This window comes from Halorubrum sp. SS7 (assembly GCF_005435055.1).
Classification (GTDB): Archaea; Halobacteriota; Halobacteria; order Halobacteriales; family Haloferacaceae; genus Halorubrum; species Halorubrum salinarum.
Window position 1 is genome coordinate 52997 of the sequence record NZ_SGXV01000005.1, and the last position, 16188, is coordinate 69184.

The following is a 16188-nucleotide window of genomic DNA, read 5'->3' on the forward strand; positions in this document are numbered from 1 at the left end:
GGCTCCGCACGCACTACTTCGGGAGCCGCGACCACCATCGTCGCTGCTCGTCCGGCGACCGGTAGAGCGCCTCCATCCCGAGGAAAAAGATCCCCGCGGCCGGGACCACGAACGCGAGTGCCAACGCGAGCACGCGGAGGAGTTCCGGGTCCGACATGACGTAGCCGGGCGTCCGGTAGAACTCGGCCGGCGGAGTCGCTCCCCGGATCCAGAAGGCGACGGCGCCCCCGTTGACCGCGAACGCCGCACCGACGAGGACGTTCCAGATGTGCCACCCGTACGCACGGAGCGTCGCGAGACCGACGAAGGCGCCGAGCCCGAGGTTCGCTCCGAGGGTCGCCTTCGTCCTCGCGACCTGTCCCGCGACCGAGTCCGCCGCGAGTTCGGGCGAGAGTCCGAGGACCGCCACCGTCGCCTCGAAACCGACGTACCAGCAGACGAGCCCAACGCAGGGAACGAGGAGATTCAGCGGGAGCGGCCGGCGGAACGGCTTGAACACTGCCCACGCGGAAACGCCGGTCGACTCGTCGGTGTCGCCCATCGGCGCGAGTTGTGCCGCCTCCTATTAGGGTCCACCGGCGACGGTGGGCGCCTCGGCGACCCGTCGGCCCGCCGCCCGGCTCACTCCTCGGCGGAGTCGTCGCAGACGCCGAGGGGGAGCGTCTCGGGGGTCTCGTCGCCGTCGAGGCCGGCGTACGCGTCGTCGATGAGCCGGGCCAACTGCGTCTCTGGGCTCACGCCGCGGGCGGCCGCGAGGGCCGCGAGCCGCTCGTACTGCTCGTCCGGCACGGAGACGGTTCCGTCGTCCATACGCGGCGCTCCGTCCCGAAGCTACAAAAGCGTTGGTCTGAGCCCGCTCACGGCGATTCCGACCGGTCCGTCTCGCGCACGGCGCCGATCGGCTCGCCCTCGGCGAACCGCTCGAACAGCGCGTTCATCACCGACGACTCGGCGCGCGAGAGGTGCTCCCACACCGTCGTCGACCCGAGCCCGAGCTCGGCGGCGACCTCCTCGACGCCCACGCCCCCGCCGTGGTCGTAGTAGCCCGCGGCGATGGCGGTCGCGAGCACCTCCCGCTGTCGGTCGGTGAGTCCGTCGAGGAGCCCCGAGGCCGGGAGCTGCGGCGAGCGCTCGATCGACGCCAGCTCCACGTTCCGCGCGAGCTCCACCTCGTTGCCGCCGCGCTCCAGTTCGCGCATCACCGCCGAGAGGTCGGCGTCGTCCTCCAGGTACGCCGTCCAGCGCTCGACGCCCCCGGAGATGGTCGTCCCGGTCCGGTAGTGGATGCCCAACCGCGAGAACCGCTCGCCGATGCCCTCCCAGTCGGCCGCCCCCGCGTCGATCGTCAGGGCGACGTAGGCGTGGGTGCCCTCGATCGGCGCCAGCGGCTCGGCGGAGACGACCAGGTCGAACTCGCGGAACTCCTCGACGAACGCCTCGATCTCCGCCGGCGGTCCGGTCAGTTCGGCGATCCGCTTGCGTTCGGGGCCGCTGCCCGTCATCGAGGAGACGGACCGGTACCGCACCTCCGGGTGGCGCGCGCTCACCTCGCACTCCGGCTCCCCCGCGTGGCGGATCCGGAACGTCACTTCCCGCATGCCAGAGCCGAGGGCGCCGGGGTTCAAACGGGTTCCGGACCGTCGCGAGGCATTTATACCGGTGACCGCGCAAGCGTCGGTGTGGTGGCCATGACGATCCGTTACCCCCTCTCGAGCCCCTTGTGATGAAGACTTCCTACCGAGCCACCACTTCCACATGCCGAGTTACAACACTCGACACACTCGCCACGGTCTATTAGTAGTTCTCGACTTTCTCCACTGAGCCCCTTGTCAGTGGCCCACGACTGAAGTCGTGGGCTTGTCAGTGGACTCCCCTTCTGTCGTCGAATCGACGCTGGCGGTGAATCCACCGTTCAGGTTCAGCGTCCCTGACTTCAGCGCACACTGACAGGGTGCGCCTCCACTCGAAGACATCTGCCCCGAATGGAGTCGTTTCATCAGCTTTCGAGCGATGTTCTTGCTCGCGTTATAGTCCGCGTTCAGCTCGTAGTCGCATTTTTGACACACGAACTGGTGTTTCGATTTCCGATTCGTCTCGTTTGTAAAGCCGCACTTCGAACACCGCTGGCTCGTGTACGCCGGACTCACTTGCTCGACTTCAATGTCGAGCATCTCGGATTTGTACACCACGTACTCGTACAATCGGCGGAACGCCCACGTGTGGAATCGCTTCGCACCAGTCATCCGATCCCGGATATCGGTTAGATTCTCGAAGGCGACGTGCGTACATCCGTGGTCGCGAGCTTCGTCGAGAACCTGGTTCGAAGCACGATGGAGTTCGTCTTTCATCCAGCGGTGTTCTCGGTCGTCCATCGACTGGATCGACAGGTGGGCTGACCGCGTGCCCGCCTGTTGTATTGACCCGCGGGTCTTCTCGAATTCGCGGCGTCGATGGTTCATCTCGTCGGCGTTCCCGATGAACGCACCCGTAGAAGTCACGGCGAGCGAGCCGTCCACGTTCAGATCAACGCCAAGGACTGTTCTGTGCTTGGCGTTAGAAGCAGTCATGGATTGCTCGTGCTCGGTTGTGGTGCGGCGCATTCGTGCGTGGAGATAGAATGACTCGGTCGAGCGATCGTACTGGAGCGTGGACATCCGGAACTCGTAGTCCTCGTTCAGTAGGTACTCGCCGATCGGTGTTCCCTCAGGGTCATCAGGGATTATATACTCACACTCGACGCGCCCGTTTACCGTTGAAAGAGACACGTGGTCGCGGTGGAACGTCGCGGAGCGCTTGTCGTAGACGACACTCCACGCATCGAACTGTGGTTGACTGGTTGTTTCGCCCTTTCTGAGTCGGGCAACACCGCTTTTGGTGGCTTCGATAGCGCGTCGGATTCCCTTCTGGACGAGGTTCGCTGTCAGGGCTGTTTCATCCCGAAGTCGCTCGTAGAGCGCGTTCTCGGCTTGTTGTTTCGACGTGACGCAATGTTCGTCCGGGTATCTCCACGCCCAGGCTGCGGTCGTGTTCGCACAGTGGAGAAACTGCTCTTTCGTCTGATGGAGGTCGTCGCACCGCTCGTCGGGTACGTCAAGCTTGACTTTGACGGTGCGGATCACATCCTCCATCTGTGTTTCACATGTTAATCTATTTATTTATAACTTATACGGCTGGTGCCGGGGAGTCACGGTGCTATCGCTCTTATATGTTGCGGGGAGTGTTGGATTCCTCCCACGGCTGAAGCCGGGGGCTTCCTCCTTGTTACTCTGTGATGACGGGTTTCCACCGAGCCACCGTTTCCACGCCCGCCAGCGGCGCGGCCGAACCAGGGTGGAGTGAAAGTGATCCTACTCGACGAGAACCGCTCGCTGTCGGGCGGTTTCGAGGCGAAAAAGGCGGGTCAGTCGGCGTCGATCGCTCGGCGGACGGGGGCGCTCCCGCTCAGTACGAGGCGGCGCGCTTGTCGAGGCCGGCGGCCTCGATGTCCTCGCCGTCGACGGAGGTGCGGAGCACGTCCATCCCGTCGTCGCGGTCGACGTCGAAGTTGCGGGCGTACAGCTCCTCCAAGCGCTCGTACTCGGCGTCGGAAATCGGCGGCACGTCGGCGGCGGCGCTCCACTCGGCGATGTCGTCGCCGTCGCGGAAGGTGGGCGTGACGGACGCGACCTCGTCGTGCGCGAGCAGCCAGCGGATCGCGGCCTGCGCCATCGTCCGGGTCCCCTCGACGCCCTCCGGGTCTTCGAGGAAGCGGATCGCCTCCACCTTCTCCCAGCCGGTCTCGTACCACTCCTTCGGCCGGTGCGAGCGGTGGTCGCCGTCCTCGAGGACGGTGTCGGGTGTCACCTGCTCGTTGAGCAGGCCGGAGGAGTGCGGGACGCGCGCGATGACGGAGGTGTCCGAATCGCTCTCGCGGACCGTCTCGACGAAGTGGCGGCCGGGCTCCTGCTCGAAGAGGTTGAAGACGGTCTGGACCGCGTCGAACTCCTCGTACTCGACGGCCGCGTCGCCCTCGGCGAGCCAGCCGATCGAGGGGCCGAGCGCCCAGCCGAGCGCGCGGACGCGGCCGTCTTCCTTCCACTCGCGGAGGAGGTCGCGCACCTCGGGCGTCACCTCGTCGACGTTGGCGTTGTGCAGCTGGAGCACGTCGACGTAGTCGGTGTCGAGGCGGTCCAGCGAGGCCTCGAACGCCTCGGTGAGGTACTCGCGGTTCAGCTCCTTGGGGAGCTCGCCGTGGCCGGCCTGCGGGTTGTCGTAGAAGTCGTAGCCGATCTTCGTCGACAGCGTCACCTCGTCGCGGCGGCCGTCGATCGCCTCGCCGATGATCGCCTCGCTGTCGCCGTGGCCGTACACGTCGCCCGTGTCGACGTAGGTGACGCCCGCGTCGAGCGCCTCCTCGACCATCGCGACCGCCTGGTCGTCCGAGCGGTCGCCCCACCAGTCGGTGCCGACGACCCACGCGCCGAAGCCGATCTCCGAGACCTCGACGCCCGAATTACCGAGTTCGCGGTGTTCCATACCGGCCGCTTGGCGGTCGGGACACTTATCGGGCGCGGTCGCTCCCACGGGTACAGAACGGAAAGCGGTAACCGGTAGTCCGGCGCCGACCGCACCAGTAGAATTTACACGACTGACCCACTCCGTGGTTCGTATGGAGAAGCCCCTCCGCCGACGGCTCGACGCTATCGTCGCGCTGCTCGCGGTCGTCGCCATCGCCTCGGTCACCGCCCTGTCGTTGTCGTTCGGCATAGCCGGGGTCGTCACCGCGTCCCTCGTGGCCGTCGGCGTGTCGTTCGTCGGCGTCGTGGTCGGACTGTTCGCACGCGGAATTCTGTATTAGCCGACGGGCGCACGCGGGACCACACAACCGAATCCATATCAACCACGGCGACGAAGGTGGGCCGATGACAAAGCGACACGTGTCCCTGCCCGACGGCGCCGAGGCCGGGGTCCGAGGGTTCATCGACGAGGTGGACGAGCGGCTCTCCTCGGACGAGGACACCTGCGAGGTCGTCCGCGACGTGCTGATCGACCTCCACGGCGACCGGGAGGCGTGGGAGGCGTGGCAGGACGGCGAGTCGGTGTCGCGCGCCGAGCGCGTCCGCCTCCAGGGGTACGACCCGTGTAACGCGACGCTGGAGTCGGAGTACTACGCCGAGAAGGACGAGGACCGCTTCCAGCGCTCGAAGCACCTCCAGTGGCTCTGGCGCCAGTTCGACGCCACCCCGATGGCCGACAACGTCGAGTTCGCGCTCCGCTTCCGGCAGATGCTCGGGAACCACCTGTTCGCCGAGTGCGGGGACAACTGCCGCTTCTTCAAGGGCATCTCCGTCACCTACGGCCACAACATCGAGGTCGGCGACAACGTCGTGATCCACGACGACGTCCACCTCGACGACCGCGGGAAGCTGACGATCGGCGACCGCGCCTCCATCTCCGACGGGGTCCACCTCTACAGCCACGACCACGACATCGTCGACCAGACGGAGGTCCGGAACTTCCACACGATCGTCGGGGACGACGCCCGGGTCACCTACGACGCGATGGTCAGGGCGGGCTGCCGGATCGGCGAGAACAGCGTCGTCGGCGCGCGCTCGGTCGTCCAGGGCGACGTGCCCGACCACCACGTCGTCGTGGGGTCGCCCGCGCGCTCCGTCCGCGTGAAGCCCGGGTGGGAGGAGGTCGCCGACGACCTCGAGGACGGGCGGCTCCCCGACAACCAGGACGAACGCGAGATCGAGTACGAACTCCCCGAGGACCTCGAACAGTTCGACGAGTTCCAGCGGGACCTCCGACCGCCGAACCGACCGCGCTGACGCCGCCGTTTGGCCGACCCCGCGGAAGCCGTGAACCGGGGGCGCGTGGTGTGTTACCGCTCGCCAGCACCATTATGAGACAGTAGCACGTACCGGCGACCGGTGTTACACGCATGACAGGACAGCGCATACTGATGATCGTCGGCGACTTCGGGGAGGACTACGAGATCATGGTCCCGTTCCAGGCGCTTCAGGCGGTCGGCCACGAGGTCCACGCCGTCTGCCCGGACCGGGAGGCTGGCGAGACGGTCAAGACCGCGATCCACGACTTCCGCGGCGACCAGACGTACTTGGAGGAGCGCGGCCACGACTTCGAGCTCACCCACGGCCTCGACGAGGTCGACCCGGCCGACTACGACGCCCTGGTCGTTCCCGGCGGGCGCGCCCCCGAGTACCTCCGCGGCTACGACGAGGTGCTCGACGCTGTGCGGCACTTCTTCGAGGCGGACAAGCCCGTCGCGTCGATCTGTCACGGCCCGCAGATCCTCGCGGCCGCGGGCGTGCTCGACGGCTACGAGATGACGGCGTACCCGGCGGTCAGGCCCGAGGTCGAGGCCGCCGGCTGCTCGTGGGTCGACGGCGTGACGACCGACGGCAACCTCGTCACCGGGCAGGCGTGGCCCGACCACCCCGAGTGGATCGCGCAGTTCCTCGACCTCCTCGGGACCGAGGTCGAACACGAGGGCCCCGCCGCGACGGCGGACTGATCCCCCCGATTTTCCCGCATGCCCGACCCCCGTGCGGTCGCCGTCAACGTCGCCGCCAACACGAACGAGCCCGGGTTCCGCGGGCCCGTCTACCCGGACGGCTCCTTCGCGTACGTCCCGATCCCCGAGCCGGCGGCGACGCTGCCGCGCGACCGGTTCCCGGTCGACGAGCCGCTCCCGACGTACGGCGACCTCGACCTCCCCTTCGCGGTCCCCGCCGACCTGCGCGAGACGCCGGTCCACGCCGACCCCGAGTTCCCGGGCGTCCACGGCCGCGAGCGGGCGACCTACGGCGACCCGTACGCCGTGAAGGCGGGCCGGATCGCCGCCCTCGACCCCGGCGACTGGCTCCTCTTCTACGCGACGCTGACGCTGCGGCCGCGCGACTGGGCGGAGCCGGGCGACGGGCGTCCCGGCGATTCGACCGGCGACCGCGACGGCGGAACGGACGACCGCGACGGCGCGTGGCTCCGCGAGCGAGGGGTCGCCGTCGACGACGACCTCGCCCCCGACTGGGGCGCGTACCTCTTCGCGGGGATGCGGATCGAGCGGGTGCTGTCGGGCGAGGATGGTGATGAGGAGTCTGAGCACGTCGACCGCGCGGCCGCCGAAAGGGCCGCGCCGACCAACGCGCACCTGAAGCGCGACCCGTTCGACGCCCGCGTCGTCGTCGCGGGCGACCCGGACGCCTCTGGACTCTTCGACCGCGTCGTGCCGCTGAGCGCGCCCGACGCCGGGAGCGAGGCGAACCGGATCGTCACCGACCTATCGACCGACTCCGGGAAGGGCCCGTGGTGGCGCCGGCCGATGGCCTTCGACGCGGCGGCGACGGGCCGGCTACTGACGCGGATCGACGGGGTGTGACGGCGGGGCGGGACGGCGGCGCGGGGACCCGCACCGAGCGCCACCGCGATTTATGAGGCGCGCCCCCGTTGCGTGCGGTATGAGCGACGACGACACGGAGACGAGCGACGGGGCGACCGGCCGCGGCGCGCCGTCGCGGCTCGGCCGCGTCCTGCTCGGCGTCGGCCTCGCCGCGCAGGCCTCGGAGGACTTCCGCGACATGGACGACACGATCGAGTACGCCGAGTCGGCGGGCGTCCCGATGCCGGACCTCGCCGCGCCGTTCGCCTCCGGCATGATGGTGGTCGCCGGCCTCGGGATCGCGCTCTGGCGGCTCCCCCGGATCGCGACCGGCGCGGCGGTCGCGTTCCTGACCGTCGTGACCGGCACAATGCACGACTTCTGGAACGCCGACGAGGACGACAAGAGCGGCGAGCGGCTCGCCTTCTTCGGGAACCTCGCGATGCTCGGCGGCGCGCTGGTGTTCCTGCGCGAGGCGTACAAGAGGTGAACGGCGGCGCGGAGCGGGGATCCGAGGTCCCGGCCCCTTATTTCTAATCAGCCGCCGGATCGCCGGGGAGCGCCGGCGTCGACTATAGGTTCCCGGCGTCCAGCGGGTCCTCGAGCTGGCCCATCACCGCTTCCATGGCGTCCGTCGCGGTGATCAGGCCGACGACCTCGCCGTCCTCGATGACTAAGGCGAGCTCCTGGGACTCCGCCTGGAACCGGTCGAAGGCGTCGCTGACGCTCGCGTCCGCCGCGACCGTCATCGGCGGGGCGGCGACCTCGGCGAACGTCAGGTCGCCGTCGCGCAGCTCGTCGTAGCGGCTCACGATCGAGGGGGCGTACACGATCCCCTCGAAGTCGGTCAGATCGTCGCCGACGAGCGGGAAGCGGGTGTGCGGCGTGTCTCGGATCCGGTCGAGGTTCTCGTCCACGGACGCCCCCGTCGTCAGCGAGACGATCTCCTCGGGCGCGGTCATCACGTCCGCGACGGTCACCCGGTCGACGTCGAGCGCGTTGAGGACCTCTTCGCGGCGCTCCTCGGGGAGCTCGACCTCCTCCATCATCGAGCCGAGGCGGTTGCGGAGCTCGGCGCGCGTCTCCAGCACCTCCTCCTCGGCCTCGGTCCACGACCCGGTCATCTCGACGCCGAACAGCCCGAGCGTCGCCTTCGCGACCCAGTCGCCGACCTTGATCAGCGGCGAGATGAGCCACGCGAACCAGTACAGCGGCCGCGAGCCGTACCGGGCGACCTGCTTCGAGCGCTCGACGCCGAGGTACGTCGGCGTCTGCTCGCCGTGGGTCAGGTGGACCATGTTGATGATGAAAAAGCCCAGGAGCGACCCGGCGCCGGCGGACGCGAACGCCGTGTTCTCGAATATCGGGGCGAAAAGCGCCGCGAGCCCCGGCTCGGCGACGATGCCGAGCGCGATGGACGTGCCGGAGATCCACACCTGACAGGTCGTGAGGTAGAACTCCAGGTCGTCGGTCATCTCCCAGGCGCGCCGCAGCCCCGGGGTGTCCATCTCCGACTCGGGGTACTGCCGGAGGCGCGTCAGCCCGAACTCGATAGCCACAAAGTACGCGTTGATCAGGATGAGGAGGACCCCCGCGGCCACGCGGAGGGCGACCTCGGTCGGGGGCATCGCCGTCGCGAGCGGGATCATCGTCCACACCGTCCCGACGCGCGACCCAAAAGCGTTCAGGGATCGCGTCGCCCGGCCGGCGGGACGGGCCGCGGGCGCGCCGCGGCGTTACTCGTAGTCCTCGTAGGTCGGCAGCCCCTCCTCGGGCGGGAACTCCTCGACCGGGACCGTCGTCTCGTCGCCGCTCGCCATGTCCTTCACCGTGTACTCGCCGTTCTCCAGGTCGCGCTCGCCGACGACGACGACCGTCTCGGCGTTGATCGAGTCGGCGTAGCCCAGCTGGGCGCCGAACGAGCGGCCGGAGACGTCCTGCTCGACGACCACGTCGTCGCCGAGCGCGCGGAGGTCGCTCGCGAGCGCGGCCGCCTCGCTCCGCGTGTCGCCCACGCTGAGCACGTAGTAGTCCGTCGTCAGCTCCTCGTCGGGCCAGACGCCGGCGCGCTGGCAGAGCAGCTTGAGCGTCGCGTGGCCGGGCGCGACCCCGACCGCGGGGGTGGGCTGGCCGCCGAAGCTCTCGATGAGGTCGTCGTAGCGGCCGCCGCCGAAGACGGACCGGGACACCTCGCCGGTGGAGTCGAAGCACTCGAAGACGACGCCGGTGTAGTAGTCGAGCCCGCGGGCGGTGGTCAGAGACACCTCGCAGAACTCGCCCGCGCCGAAGTCGTCGGCCGCGGCGAGGACGTTCCGGAGGTTCTCGACCGCGGCCTCGACCGCCTCGCCGCCGGCCTCGGCGACCGCGTCGAGGTCGTCGACCGTCTCCACGTCCGCGATGAGGTCGTCGAAGTCGCGCGCGGTGTCGCGGGCGAGGCCCGCGTCAGAGAGGAGCCCGAGGTACTCGCCGTCGTCGACCTTCGCGCGCTTGTCGACCGCGCGGATCGCGGCCGCGGTGTCGACCGCGTCGGGGTCCGCGGCGAGCGAGCGGACGAGGCCGCCGAGGATGTCGCGGTGCGAGACCCGGAACTCGAAGTCGTCGCCCGTGAGCCCGAGGTCGGTCAGCGCGTCGGCGGCGACCGCCAGCACCTCGGCGTCGGCCTCGGGCGCCGAGGAGCCGAACACGTCGATGTTCGTCTGGTAGAACTCGCGGAACCGGCCCTGCTGGACCTGCTCGTAGCGCCAGAACGGGCGGGTGGACACCCACTTGATCGGCTTCGACAGCTCCTGGCCCTTCGCGACGACCATCCGCGCGACGGTCGGGGTGAGCTCGGGGGTCATCGAGACGCCGCGGCCGCCCTTGTCGTCGAAGGCGTACAGCTCCTCGACGATCTCCTCGCCGGACTTGTCGACGTACATCTCCGTCCGCTCCAAGGCGGGGGTGGCGATCTCCCGGAAGCCGTGCCTGGCCGCCGCGTCCTCGACCGCGTCGGTCACCTCGCGGCGGGCGGACTGCTCGCCGGGGTAGAAGTCGCGGAATCCCTTGAGGCCGTCGTACATACGCGTCGGTTCGGCGAGCGCCCGCTTGAAAGCATCCTTTCGGGGGCGGCGCTCGCCGGCGTCGATGCGCGTCACGTCGGCGACGGGCGGCGTCGCCTCGGCCCGCCTACTCGCGCTGGTACTCCTTCTGGAACCCGCGGAACTCCGTCCGGTGTGCCTCCTCGTCCGAGAGGAGCGTCACCGCGAGGTCCTCGGTGACCGGGTCGTCGGCCGCCTCGGCGGCGTCGATCAGCTCTCGGTACGTCGCGATGGCGTCCTCCTCGGCGTCGAGCACGCCGTTGATGACGGCCAGCACGTCGGTGGAGTCCTCGGGCGGCTGTAGCGACTCCTGGCCGGCCGTGAACTCGGCGGAGCCGGGCGGCCGGGCGTCGAGCTGTTTGAGCCGCTGGCCGAGCTGTTCGGCGTGGCCGAGCTCCTCCTGGACGTCCTGTTTCAGGCTCTCCTTGATCTCCTCGGCGCGGACGCCGTCGAGGACGATCGCGTTCGTCTGGTAGTTCATCACGGTCTCGATCTCGTCGGCGTACGCCGTTCGGAGCAGGTCGACGACTCGGTCGGATGACATGCCTCACGCTACGCCCGGGGGGTCGAAAGGCGTTCCGGCGAGCGGGTGCGGCGGGAGGTCGCCGACGGCGGACGGAAAGCGGGGCGGTCGGTCAGTCGCTGCGGCCGTGGACGTACGTCTGGTCGTGGTCGGGGAACACGTCGCCGACGGTCCCCTCGCCGTACTGGTCCGCGATGAGCGTGCGGAGCTCGTCCTCGTAGTCCGCCTTCGGGACCTCCTCGCTCGGGCCCTGCTGGACGTCGAAGGTGGCGTCGACGAGCTGGTCGACGGCGTGGCGACCGAACCCGGACAGCGGGGAGATGTAGTCGATCCCGTTGCGGTCTTCGAGGCTCTGCGCCTGCGCCCGCGACACCGTGGGGACGCGGTCGTCGCGGCGGGTGCCGTCCGCGATGGCGTCGACGTCGAGCGCGGCGATGGTCTCTAAGGCGTGCTCGTGGACGCGCTGGATCCCGTTGCGCGGGTAGCCGTCCGCGACCATTGTCTCGGCCGCGCTCTCGGCGACCTCGCGGTCGAGGTCGACGCGCTCGAACGGGAACCCGAGCTCGGCGGCCGCCCGCTCCGCGTGCTCCCAGTCGTCCGTGAGCCCGAAGCTCCCCGTGACGCAGCGGACGTCGTAGAACCGGTCGAGCAGGTGGGCGGCCAGCGAGGAGTCTTTCCCCCCGCTGTACAGCAGCGCGAGCTCCATCTACCGGTGGCGGATGTCGAAGCTCTTCTGGTCGGGCTGGAGCTCCTTGAGGAGCTCGCGCATCTGCTCTTCGTCGATCTGTCCCTGGATCCGCCCGCTCTGCGCCAGCGCGGCGACCTGCTGTTTCACCTTCTCGCCGAACTGCGGCTTGGACATCTCGACCGCGTTGAGCCGCTGGCGGGCGCCGTCCGTGAGGTACTGCTTCAGGACGGCCTCCTGCTGGGCCTCGGCGCGTTCCTGGGCCTGCTGTTGGGCCTCGGCGGCGTCGCCCTCGCCGCCCTGCCGCTCGCGGAGCTCCTCCATCTTCTGTTCGCGCAGTTCCTCGAGCCGTTCGTCGTCGGGGTTACCGCTCATACACGCCCGTTCTCGGTCCGTGCGAAAAACCATTTCGGAGGTCGCGACCCGCTCGGAGCGGCCGGAGCCGCCGTCGCGGCGTCGGCGCCGGCGGGGGCGGTCCGCGCCGTTTAAACGGGTCCTCGGCGTAGCGGGCGCCAATGAGCGAGTCGCGGGAGTTCTGTCCGCGCTGCGGCGACCCGGTCCCCGAGCGGCGCGACCCCCTTCCGGGCGAGCCGCGCGGGCGAGACGCCCTGCTGTGCGACGACTGCTACTTCGAGGACTTCGACCTGGTCGACGCCCCCGACCGGATCGAGGTGCTGGTCTGCTCCGGCTGCGGCGCCGTCAGGCGCGGCGAGTCGTGGCGCGACGTGGGGGCGCGCGACTACACCGACGTGGCCGTCGACGAGGTGGCCGAGTCCCTCGGGGTCCACGTCGACGCCGCGGACGTGGAGTGGGGCGTCGAGCCCGAGCAGGTCGACGAGAACACGGTCCGGATGCACTGCCGCTTCTCCGGCGTGGTGCGCGGCACCCTGCGCTCCGCGGAGGTGACCGTCCCCGTGAAGATCTCGCGCGGGACCTGCGACCGCTGCGGGCGCATCGCCGGCGGCTACTACGCCGGGATCGTCCAGGTCCGCGCCGACGAGCGCGACCTCACGCCCGCCGAGCGCGCGGAGGCGCTGGACATCGCCGAGCGGTACGTCGCCGACCAGGAGGCCGACGGCGACCGCGAGGCGTTCATCACCGAGGTGACGGAGACCGACGACGGGCCGGACATCAAGCTCTCCTCGAACCGCCTCGCGCAGAACGTCGCGACGCGGATCACGGAGTCGCTCGGGGGGAGCTTCGAGTCGTACCCGACGCTCGTCACCGAGGACGGCGACGGCAACGAGGTGTACCGGGTCACGTTCGCGGTCCGGCTCCCGAGGTACGCGGAAGGCGAGATCGTCGACCCGGAGGACGGGGACGGCCCGGTCCTCGTCACGGGCGTCTCCGGCCGCCTCCAGGGGGTCCGGCTCGCCACGGGCGCGGAGTACACCTCGGCGTTCGCGGACGGCGACGCCCCCGACGCGACCCGGCTCGGCACCCGCGACGACGCGGCGGAGACGACGGTCGTGACCGTCGAGGACGAGAACGCGATCCAGGTGCTCGACCCCGTCACCTACGAGGCGAAGACGGTGCCGAACCCGGCGTTCGTCGACGACGACGCCGAGTCAGTCCTCGCCTTCGAACACGACGGGGAGGTCCACCTCGTGCCGGACGAGGACGCGGAGCGGCCGGCGGAGTCGGTCTCGAACCGGGAGTAGAAGAGACTCGCGGCTCGCTGGGAGAAGAGAACTGATCGTTCGTAGGACGGGTCGGAACGCCGACGCGGCGCGCCGCCCTCGCGGGCGGCGACGGAGCGCCGTTCAGTCGGCGCGAGCGGGCTGTTCGCGGCCGAGCGCCGCGGCGCGCTCGGACTCGGTTACCTCGATGCCGCGGCGTTCGAGTTGATCGATGAATTCGGCCTCGCTGAGCCCTGCCTGTGCGGCCGCCTGCGACAGCGTCAGGGTTCGCGCACCGTACAGCGTCAGCGCACTCGACAGCCCGTTCGTGGCCATACACCCAGTAGTCGGGTGAGGGATTATGAAGGTTACTACTTCATTGAGGGGCCTGATACACCTTATACGATATATATTGACGAGTGATCGGCGCGGGGGTGGTAATATGACTCGCACCCGGGCGCCCGTCGCCCGCAGGAGTTATACGGCTCTGCGGTCGACACGCCGACATGGACAGACAACAGCTCATGGCGCTGTTCTTCGCGTTTCTCATGGTGAGCTCCATGGTGGCGTACGGCGTCTCGCTGCTGTAACCGACGGGCGGTCGCACGCCGCCGGTCCCCGCTCTCGCGGTGATCGCCCGTCGCGCCTCGGCGGCGTCGGTCCCCGTCAGCCGTCGCCCCACACGTCCGACAGAGGGTGGTTCTCCCGCCGCTCGGCGTCCTGCTCGGACCGGGTCCGAACGGTGTCGTCATCGCTCGTCCCGCCGTCGCCGGTCGCGTCGCCGCCGTCGCGCCCCTGACCGGAGCCGTCCCGAGACGAGCGACCGCCGGGTGCGCCGGCCGACCCGCCCGTCCGGCGGCTCTTCCGGCGACCCGCCCCCGCGCCGCTCGACGGCGACGCGTCGACGCCGGCCAGCGCGGCCTCGGGGTCGAACGCCGGCAGCGAGGGGGTCGTCATCGCGTCGACCTGATCGCGGAACCAGTCGGGCGTGTCCGCCGCCGCGCGTTCGAAGAGGTCGAGCAGGGAGTCGTCGGCGAGGTAGGTCGCGCCGTGGTCGTCCGGGGCGCGGACGACCCGCCCGCACGCCTGGATGACGGTGCGCAGCGCGGTCCGGTGGTACCACGCCCACTGCCCGTCCGCCAGCCGGCGGGCGACCCGCGAGTCGTTCGTGTTCCGGTACGGCGCCTTACACACGACCTGCCAGCGACAGAGGTCGCCCTTCAGGTCCAGCGCCTCCTCCATCTTCACGGAGACGAACACCTCCGGGTCGGAGCTCGCCTTCCACGCCTCCAGCTCGGCGTCGCGGTTCGACCGGTCGTGGCGCCTGACGCGCGCGGCGACGCCGAACTCGCCGAGCCGCTCGGTGATCCGCTCCGCGATGTCGTACGAGTGCGCGTGGATCAGCCCCTTCTCGTCGGGGTGTTCCGCCATCAGCCGGACGATCAGGCGGGCGATCTTCGGGGTCGTCTCGTCGCGGTGCTCGTAGGTCATCGACCCCTGCGTCACGTCGTACAGCGGGCGGTTCGCGAGCGGGAACGTGTGCTCGACGTCGACGAGCGCGACGTCGGCGGGGTCGAGCCCGACCCCGCGGCAGAACGCCTCCTTCGAGAGGATGGTCGCCGACAGCAGCGCGAACCGGTTGCCCCGGTCCCACACCGTGTGTCTGAGGTACCGCGCGGGGTCGAGCGGCTTGATCTCCATCGCCGACCCCTCGCCGCCGGGCTGGTCGACGACCCACGAGGTGGGGGACTGCGGGTCGCGGTAGTCCTCCAGGAACCAGCCGAGCTCGCTTATCAGCTCCTGGAGCCGGTCGCGCCGGGCGACCTCCTCCCGGTCGAGCTCGGGCCGCCCCACCAGCTCGTCTTTCGCGCGGATCGCCACGTCGCGGAGCGCCTCGACGAACCGCGCGGTGCGGTCGACGGCGTCCTCCTCTGGGCCGGCGTCGGCCGCGACGTCTGGGACGCCCACGTCGTCCCAAACCGGGACGCGCTCGGGCGATATCTCGATGGTCGCGTACATCTCGGCCCACTCGGCGAGCCCGTGCGCCTCGTCGATGACGACCACGTCGCGCTTCCGGAACACCTCGGAGCCGGCGGTGCGCATGAAGTACGCGAGCGTCATCGCGGCGAAGCGGTTGCCGGAGGCGATGGCGCGGTCGGAGAAGTACGGACAGCGGTGCCGGATCGAGCAGTCGAACCCCTGTTGGCGCGCGCAGGGCGCGCGGTTCACCGGCGTGTCGTGCTCGCCGGGCAGCACGCAGTCGTAGTTCGACTTGCCGCGGATCACGGCCAGGTCGTCGAGCAGGTCGTCGGCCTCGACGTCGTCGATCTGCGACACCTGCGGGGTCGTGTAGTAGGCCCCCGTCGCCTCGCTGGGGGCCGCCTCGCCCGCCGTCTCGGCCGCGCCCATGATCGCGCGGGCGAGCAGCGACTTGCCGCTGCCGGTCGGCGCGCGCACCAAGACGACCCGGTTGCCCGCCGCGAACGCGTCGCGGATGTCGGCGAGAGCCTGCTCCTGCGCGCCGCGGAAGCTCGGCGCGGGGAACTCTGCGGGGATCCGGCTCGGGTCCACACGACGCCCTCGCGCGCTGGCGGAATTAAACCCTCGCTTGGGCCGCGGGGGCGACACCTATTGGTAGCCCGGGGCGAAAGGGAGAAGCGACGATGAGCGACGACGGGATCCTCGGGTCGCTGTCCGCCGTCGGCCTGCTGAGCCTCTGTTGTATCGGGTTCGGCGGACTGGCGGGCGGGGCGGCGGTGGTCGGCGGCTCCGCCTCGGCGAGCGCGTTCGCGACCGGCGCGACGAGCGCGCGCGGCGCGCTGATCTCCGGGCTCGTCACGTTCGGGACGGTCCTCGTCGCCGCCGCGGTGATCCGCTGGCGGCTGAACCGCTGAAGCGGC

Annotated in this window: 19 protein-coding genes; 7 read left to right on the forward strand and 12 right to left on the reverse strand. The window is 69.8% G+C overall.

Going from position 1 to position 16188, the window contains the following annotated elements:
- Nucleotides 1-13: 13 nt before the first annotated feature.
- The 5 genes from EXE44_RS07380 to EXE44_RS07400 all read right to left on the reverse strand — a co-directional run bounded on the left by EXE44_RS07380 (nt 14) and on the right by EXE44_RS07400 (nt 4515).
- The gene (locus EXE44_RS07380) at nt 14-541 is read right to left on the reverse strand and encodes a hypothetical protein (RefSeq protein WP_137716605.1); all 528 of its coding nucleotides are present in this window, start codon (nt 539-541) and stop codon (nt 14-16) included.
- 80 nt (nt 542-621) lie between these two features.
- A complete protein-coding gene (locus EXE44_RS07385; protein ID WP_053770736.1) occupies nt 622-810 on the reverse strand; it encodes a hypothetical protein in 189 nt (62 codons plus the stop codon).
- A 47-nt stretch (nt 811-857) separates the two neighbouring features.
- On the reverse strand, nt 858-1598 hold the full coding sequence (locus tag EXE44_RS07390; RefSeq protein WP_137716606.1) for a helix-turn-helix domain-containing protein: 741 nt from the start codon (nt 1596-1598) through the stop codon (nt 858-860).
- A gap of 231 nt (nt 1599-1829) precedes the next feature.
- Nucleotides 1830-3128 (reverse strand): RNA-guided endonuclease TnpB family protein, encoded by a 1299-nt coding sequence (locus EXE44_RS07395; RefSeq protein ID WP_137716607.1) that lies wholly within the window; start codon nt 3126-3128, stop codon nt 1830-1832.
- A 313-nt stretch (nt 3129-3441) separates the two neighbouring features.
- Nucleotides 3442-4515 (reverse strand): aldo/keto reductase, encoded by a 1074-nt coding sequence (locus EXE44_RS07400; RefSeq protein WP_137705427.1) that lies wholly within the window; start codon nt 4513-4515, stop codon nt 3442-3444.
- Nucleotides 4516-4648: 133 nt separating this feature from the next.
- Between EXE44_RS07400 and EXE44_RS07405 the strand changes: the two genes are divergently transcribed.
- The 5 genes from EXE44_RS07405 to EXE44_RS07425 all read left to right on the forward strand — a co-directional run bounded on the left by EXE44_RS07405 (nt 4649) and on the right by EXE44_RS07425 (nt 7874).
- Nucleotides 4649-4837, forward strand: coding sequence for a hypothetical protein (locus tag EXE44_RS07405; RefSeq protein ID WP_121600174.1), 189 nt, complete (start codon nt 4649-4651; stop codon nt 4835-4837).
- Nucleotides 4838-4901: 64 nt separating this feature from the next.
- Complete coding sequence (locus EXE44_RS07410) at nt 4902-5813, forward strand: acyltransferase (RefSeq protein ID WP_137716608.1); 912 nt, start codon at nt 4902-4904, stop codon at nt 5811-5813.
- Between the two features lie 113 nt (nt 5814-5926).
- Nucleotides 5927-6520 carry a DJ-1/PfpI family protein gene (locus tag EXE44_RS07415; protein ID WP_137716609.1) on the forward strand — a complete coding sequence of 198 codons (594 nt, stop codon included), beginning with the start codon at nt 5927-5929 and terminating at the stop codon, nt 6518-6520.
- Nucleotides 6521-6538: 18 nt separating this feature from the next.
- A complete protein-coding gene (locus EXE44_RS07420) occupies nt 6539-7384 on the forward strand; it encodes a hypothetical protein (RefSeq protein ID WP_137716610.1) in 846 nt (281 codons plus the stop codon).
- A 79-nt stretch (nt 7385-7463) separates the two neighbouring features.
- Nucleotides 7464-7874, forward strand: a complete 411-nt coding sequence (locus EXE44_RS07425; protein ID WP_137716611.1) for a DoxX family protein — start codon at nt 7464-7466, stop codon at nt 7872-7874.
- A gap of 82 nt (nt 7875-7956) precedes the next feature.
- On the opposite strand, the gene EXE44_RS07430 is transcribed toward EXE44_RS07425, so the two are convergent.
- From EXE44_RS07430 to EXE44_RS07450, 5 genes are all read right to left on the reverse strand, one after another.
- Nucleotides 7957-9033, reverse strand: a complete 1077-nt coding sequence (locus EXE44_RS07430; protein ID WP_137716612.1) for a CNNM domain-containing protein — start codon at nt 9031-9033, stop codon at nt 7957-7959.
- An 87-nt stretch (nt 9034-9120) separates the two neighbouring features.
- Nucleotides 9121-10443 carry a histidine--tRNA ligase gene (gene hisS, locus EXE44_RS07435; RefSeq protein ID WP_137716613.1) on the reverse strand — a complete coding sequence of 441 codons (1323 nt, stop codon included), beginning with the start codon at nt 10441-10443 and terminating at the stop codon, nt 9121-9123.
- A 106-nt stretch (nt 10444-10549) separates the two neighbouring features.
- Nucleotides 10550-11005: a DUF892 family protein gene (locus EXE44_RS07440; RefSeq protein ID WP_121562852.1), complete on the reverse strand. Its 456-nt coding sequence runs from the start codon at nt 11003-11005 to the stop codon at nt 10550-10552.
- Between the two features lie 91 nt (nt 11006-11096).
- Nucleotides 11097-11690, reverse strand: coding sequence for an asparagine synthase-related protein (locus tag EXE44_RS07445; RefSeq protein WP_121562853.1), 594 nt, complete (start codon nt 11688-11690; stop codon nt 11097-11099).
- A complete protein-coding gene (locus EXE44_RS07450; protein ID WP_053770715.1) occupies nt 11691-12044 on the reverse strand; it encodes a DNA-binding protein in 354 nt (117 codons plus the stop codon).
- A gap of 140 nt (nt 12045-12184) precedes the next feature.
- Between EXE44_RS07450 and EXE44_RS07455 the strand changes: the two genes are divergently transcribed.
- Entirely contained in the window at nt 12185-13330 is a 1146-nt protein-coding gene (locus EXE44_RS07455) for a 60S ribosomal export protein NMD3 (RefSeq protein ID WP_137716614.1), read from the forward strand.
- A 102-nt stretch (nt 13331-13432) separates the two neighbouring features.
- On the opposite strand, the gene EXE44_RS07460 is transcribed toward EXE44_RS07455, so the two are convergent.
- A complete protein-coding gene (locus tag EXE44_RS07460; protein ID WP_121562855.1) occupies nt 13433-13624 on the reverse strand; it encodes a UPF0175 family protein in 192 nt (63 codons plus the stop codon).
- A 330-nt stretch (nt 13625-13954) separates the two neighbouring features.
- Nucleotides 13955-15859: a helicase C-terminal domain-containing protein gene (locus tag EXE44_RS07465; protein ID WP_137716615.1), complete on the reverse strand. Its 1905-nt coding sequence runs from the start codon at nt 15857-15859 to the stop codon at nt 13955-13957.
- Nucleotides 15860-15951: 92 nt separating this feature from the next.
- Here EXE44_RS07465 and EXE44_RS07470 point away from each other — a divergent pair, with 92 nt between their 5' ends.
- The gene (locus EXE44_RS07470; protein WP_121562857.1) at nt 15952-16182 is read left to right on the forward strand and encodes a hypothetical protein; all 231 of its coding nucleotides are present in this window, start codon (nt 15952-15954) and stop codon (nt 16180-16182) included.
- The last annotated feature ends 6 nt before the right edge of the window (nt 16183-16188 follow it).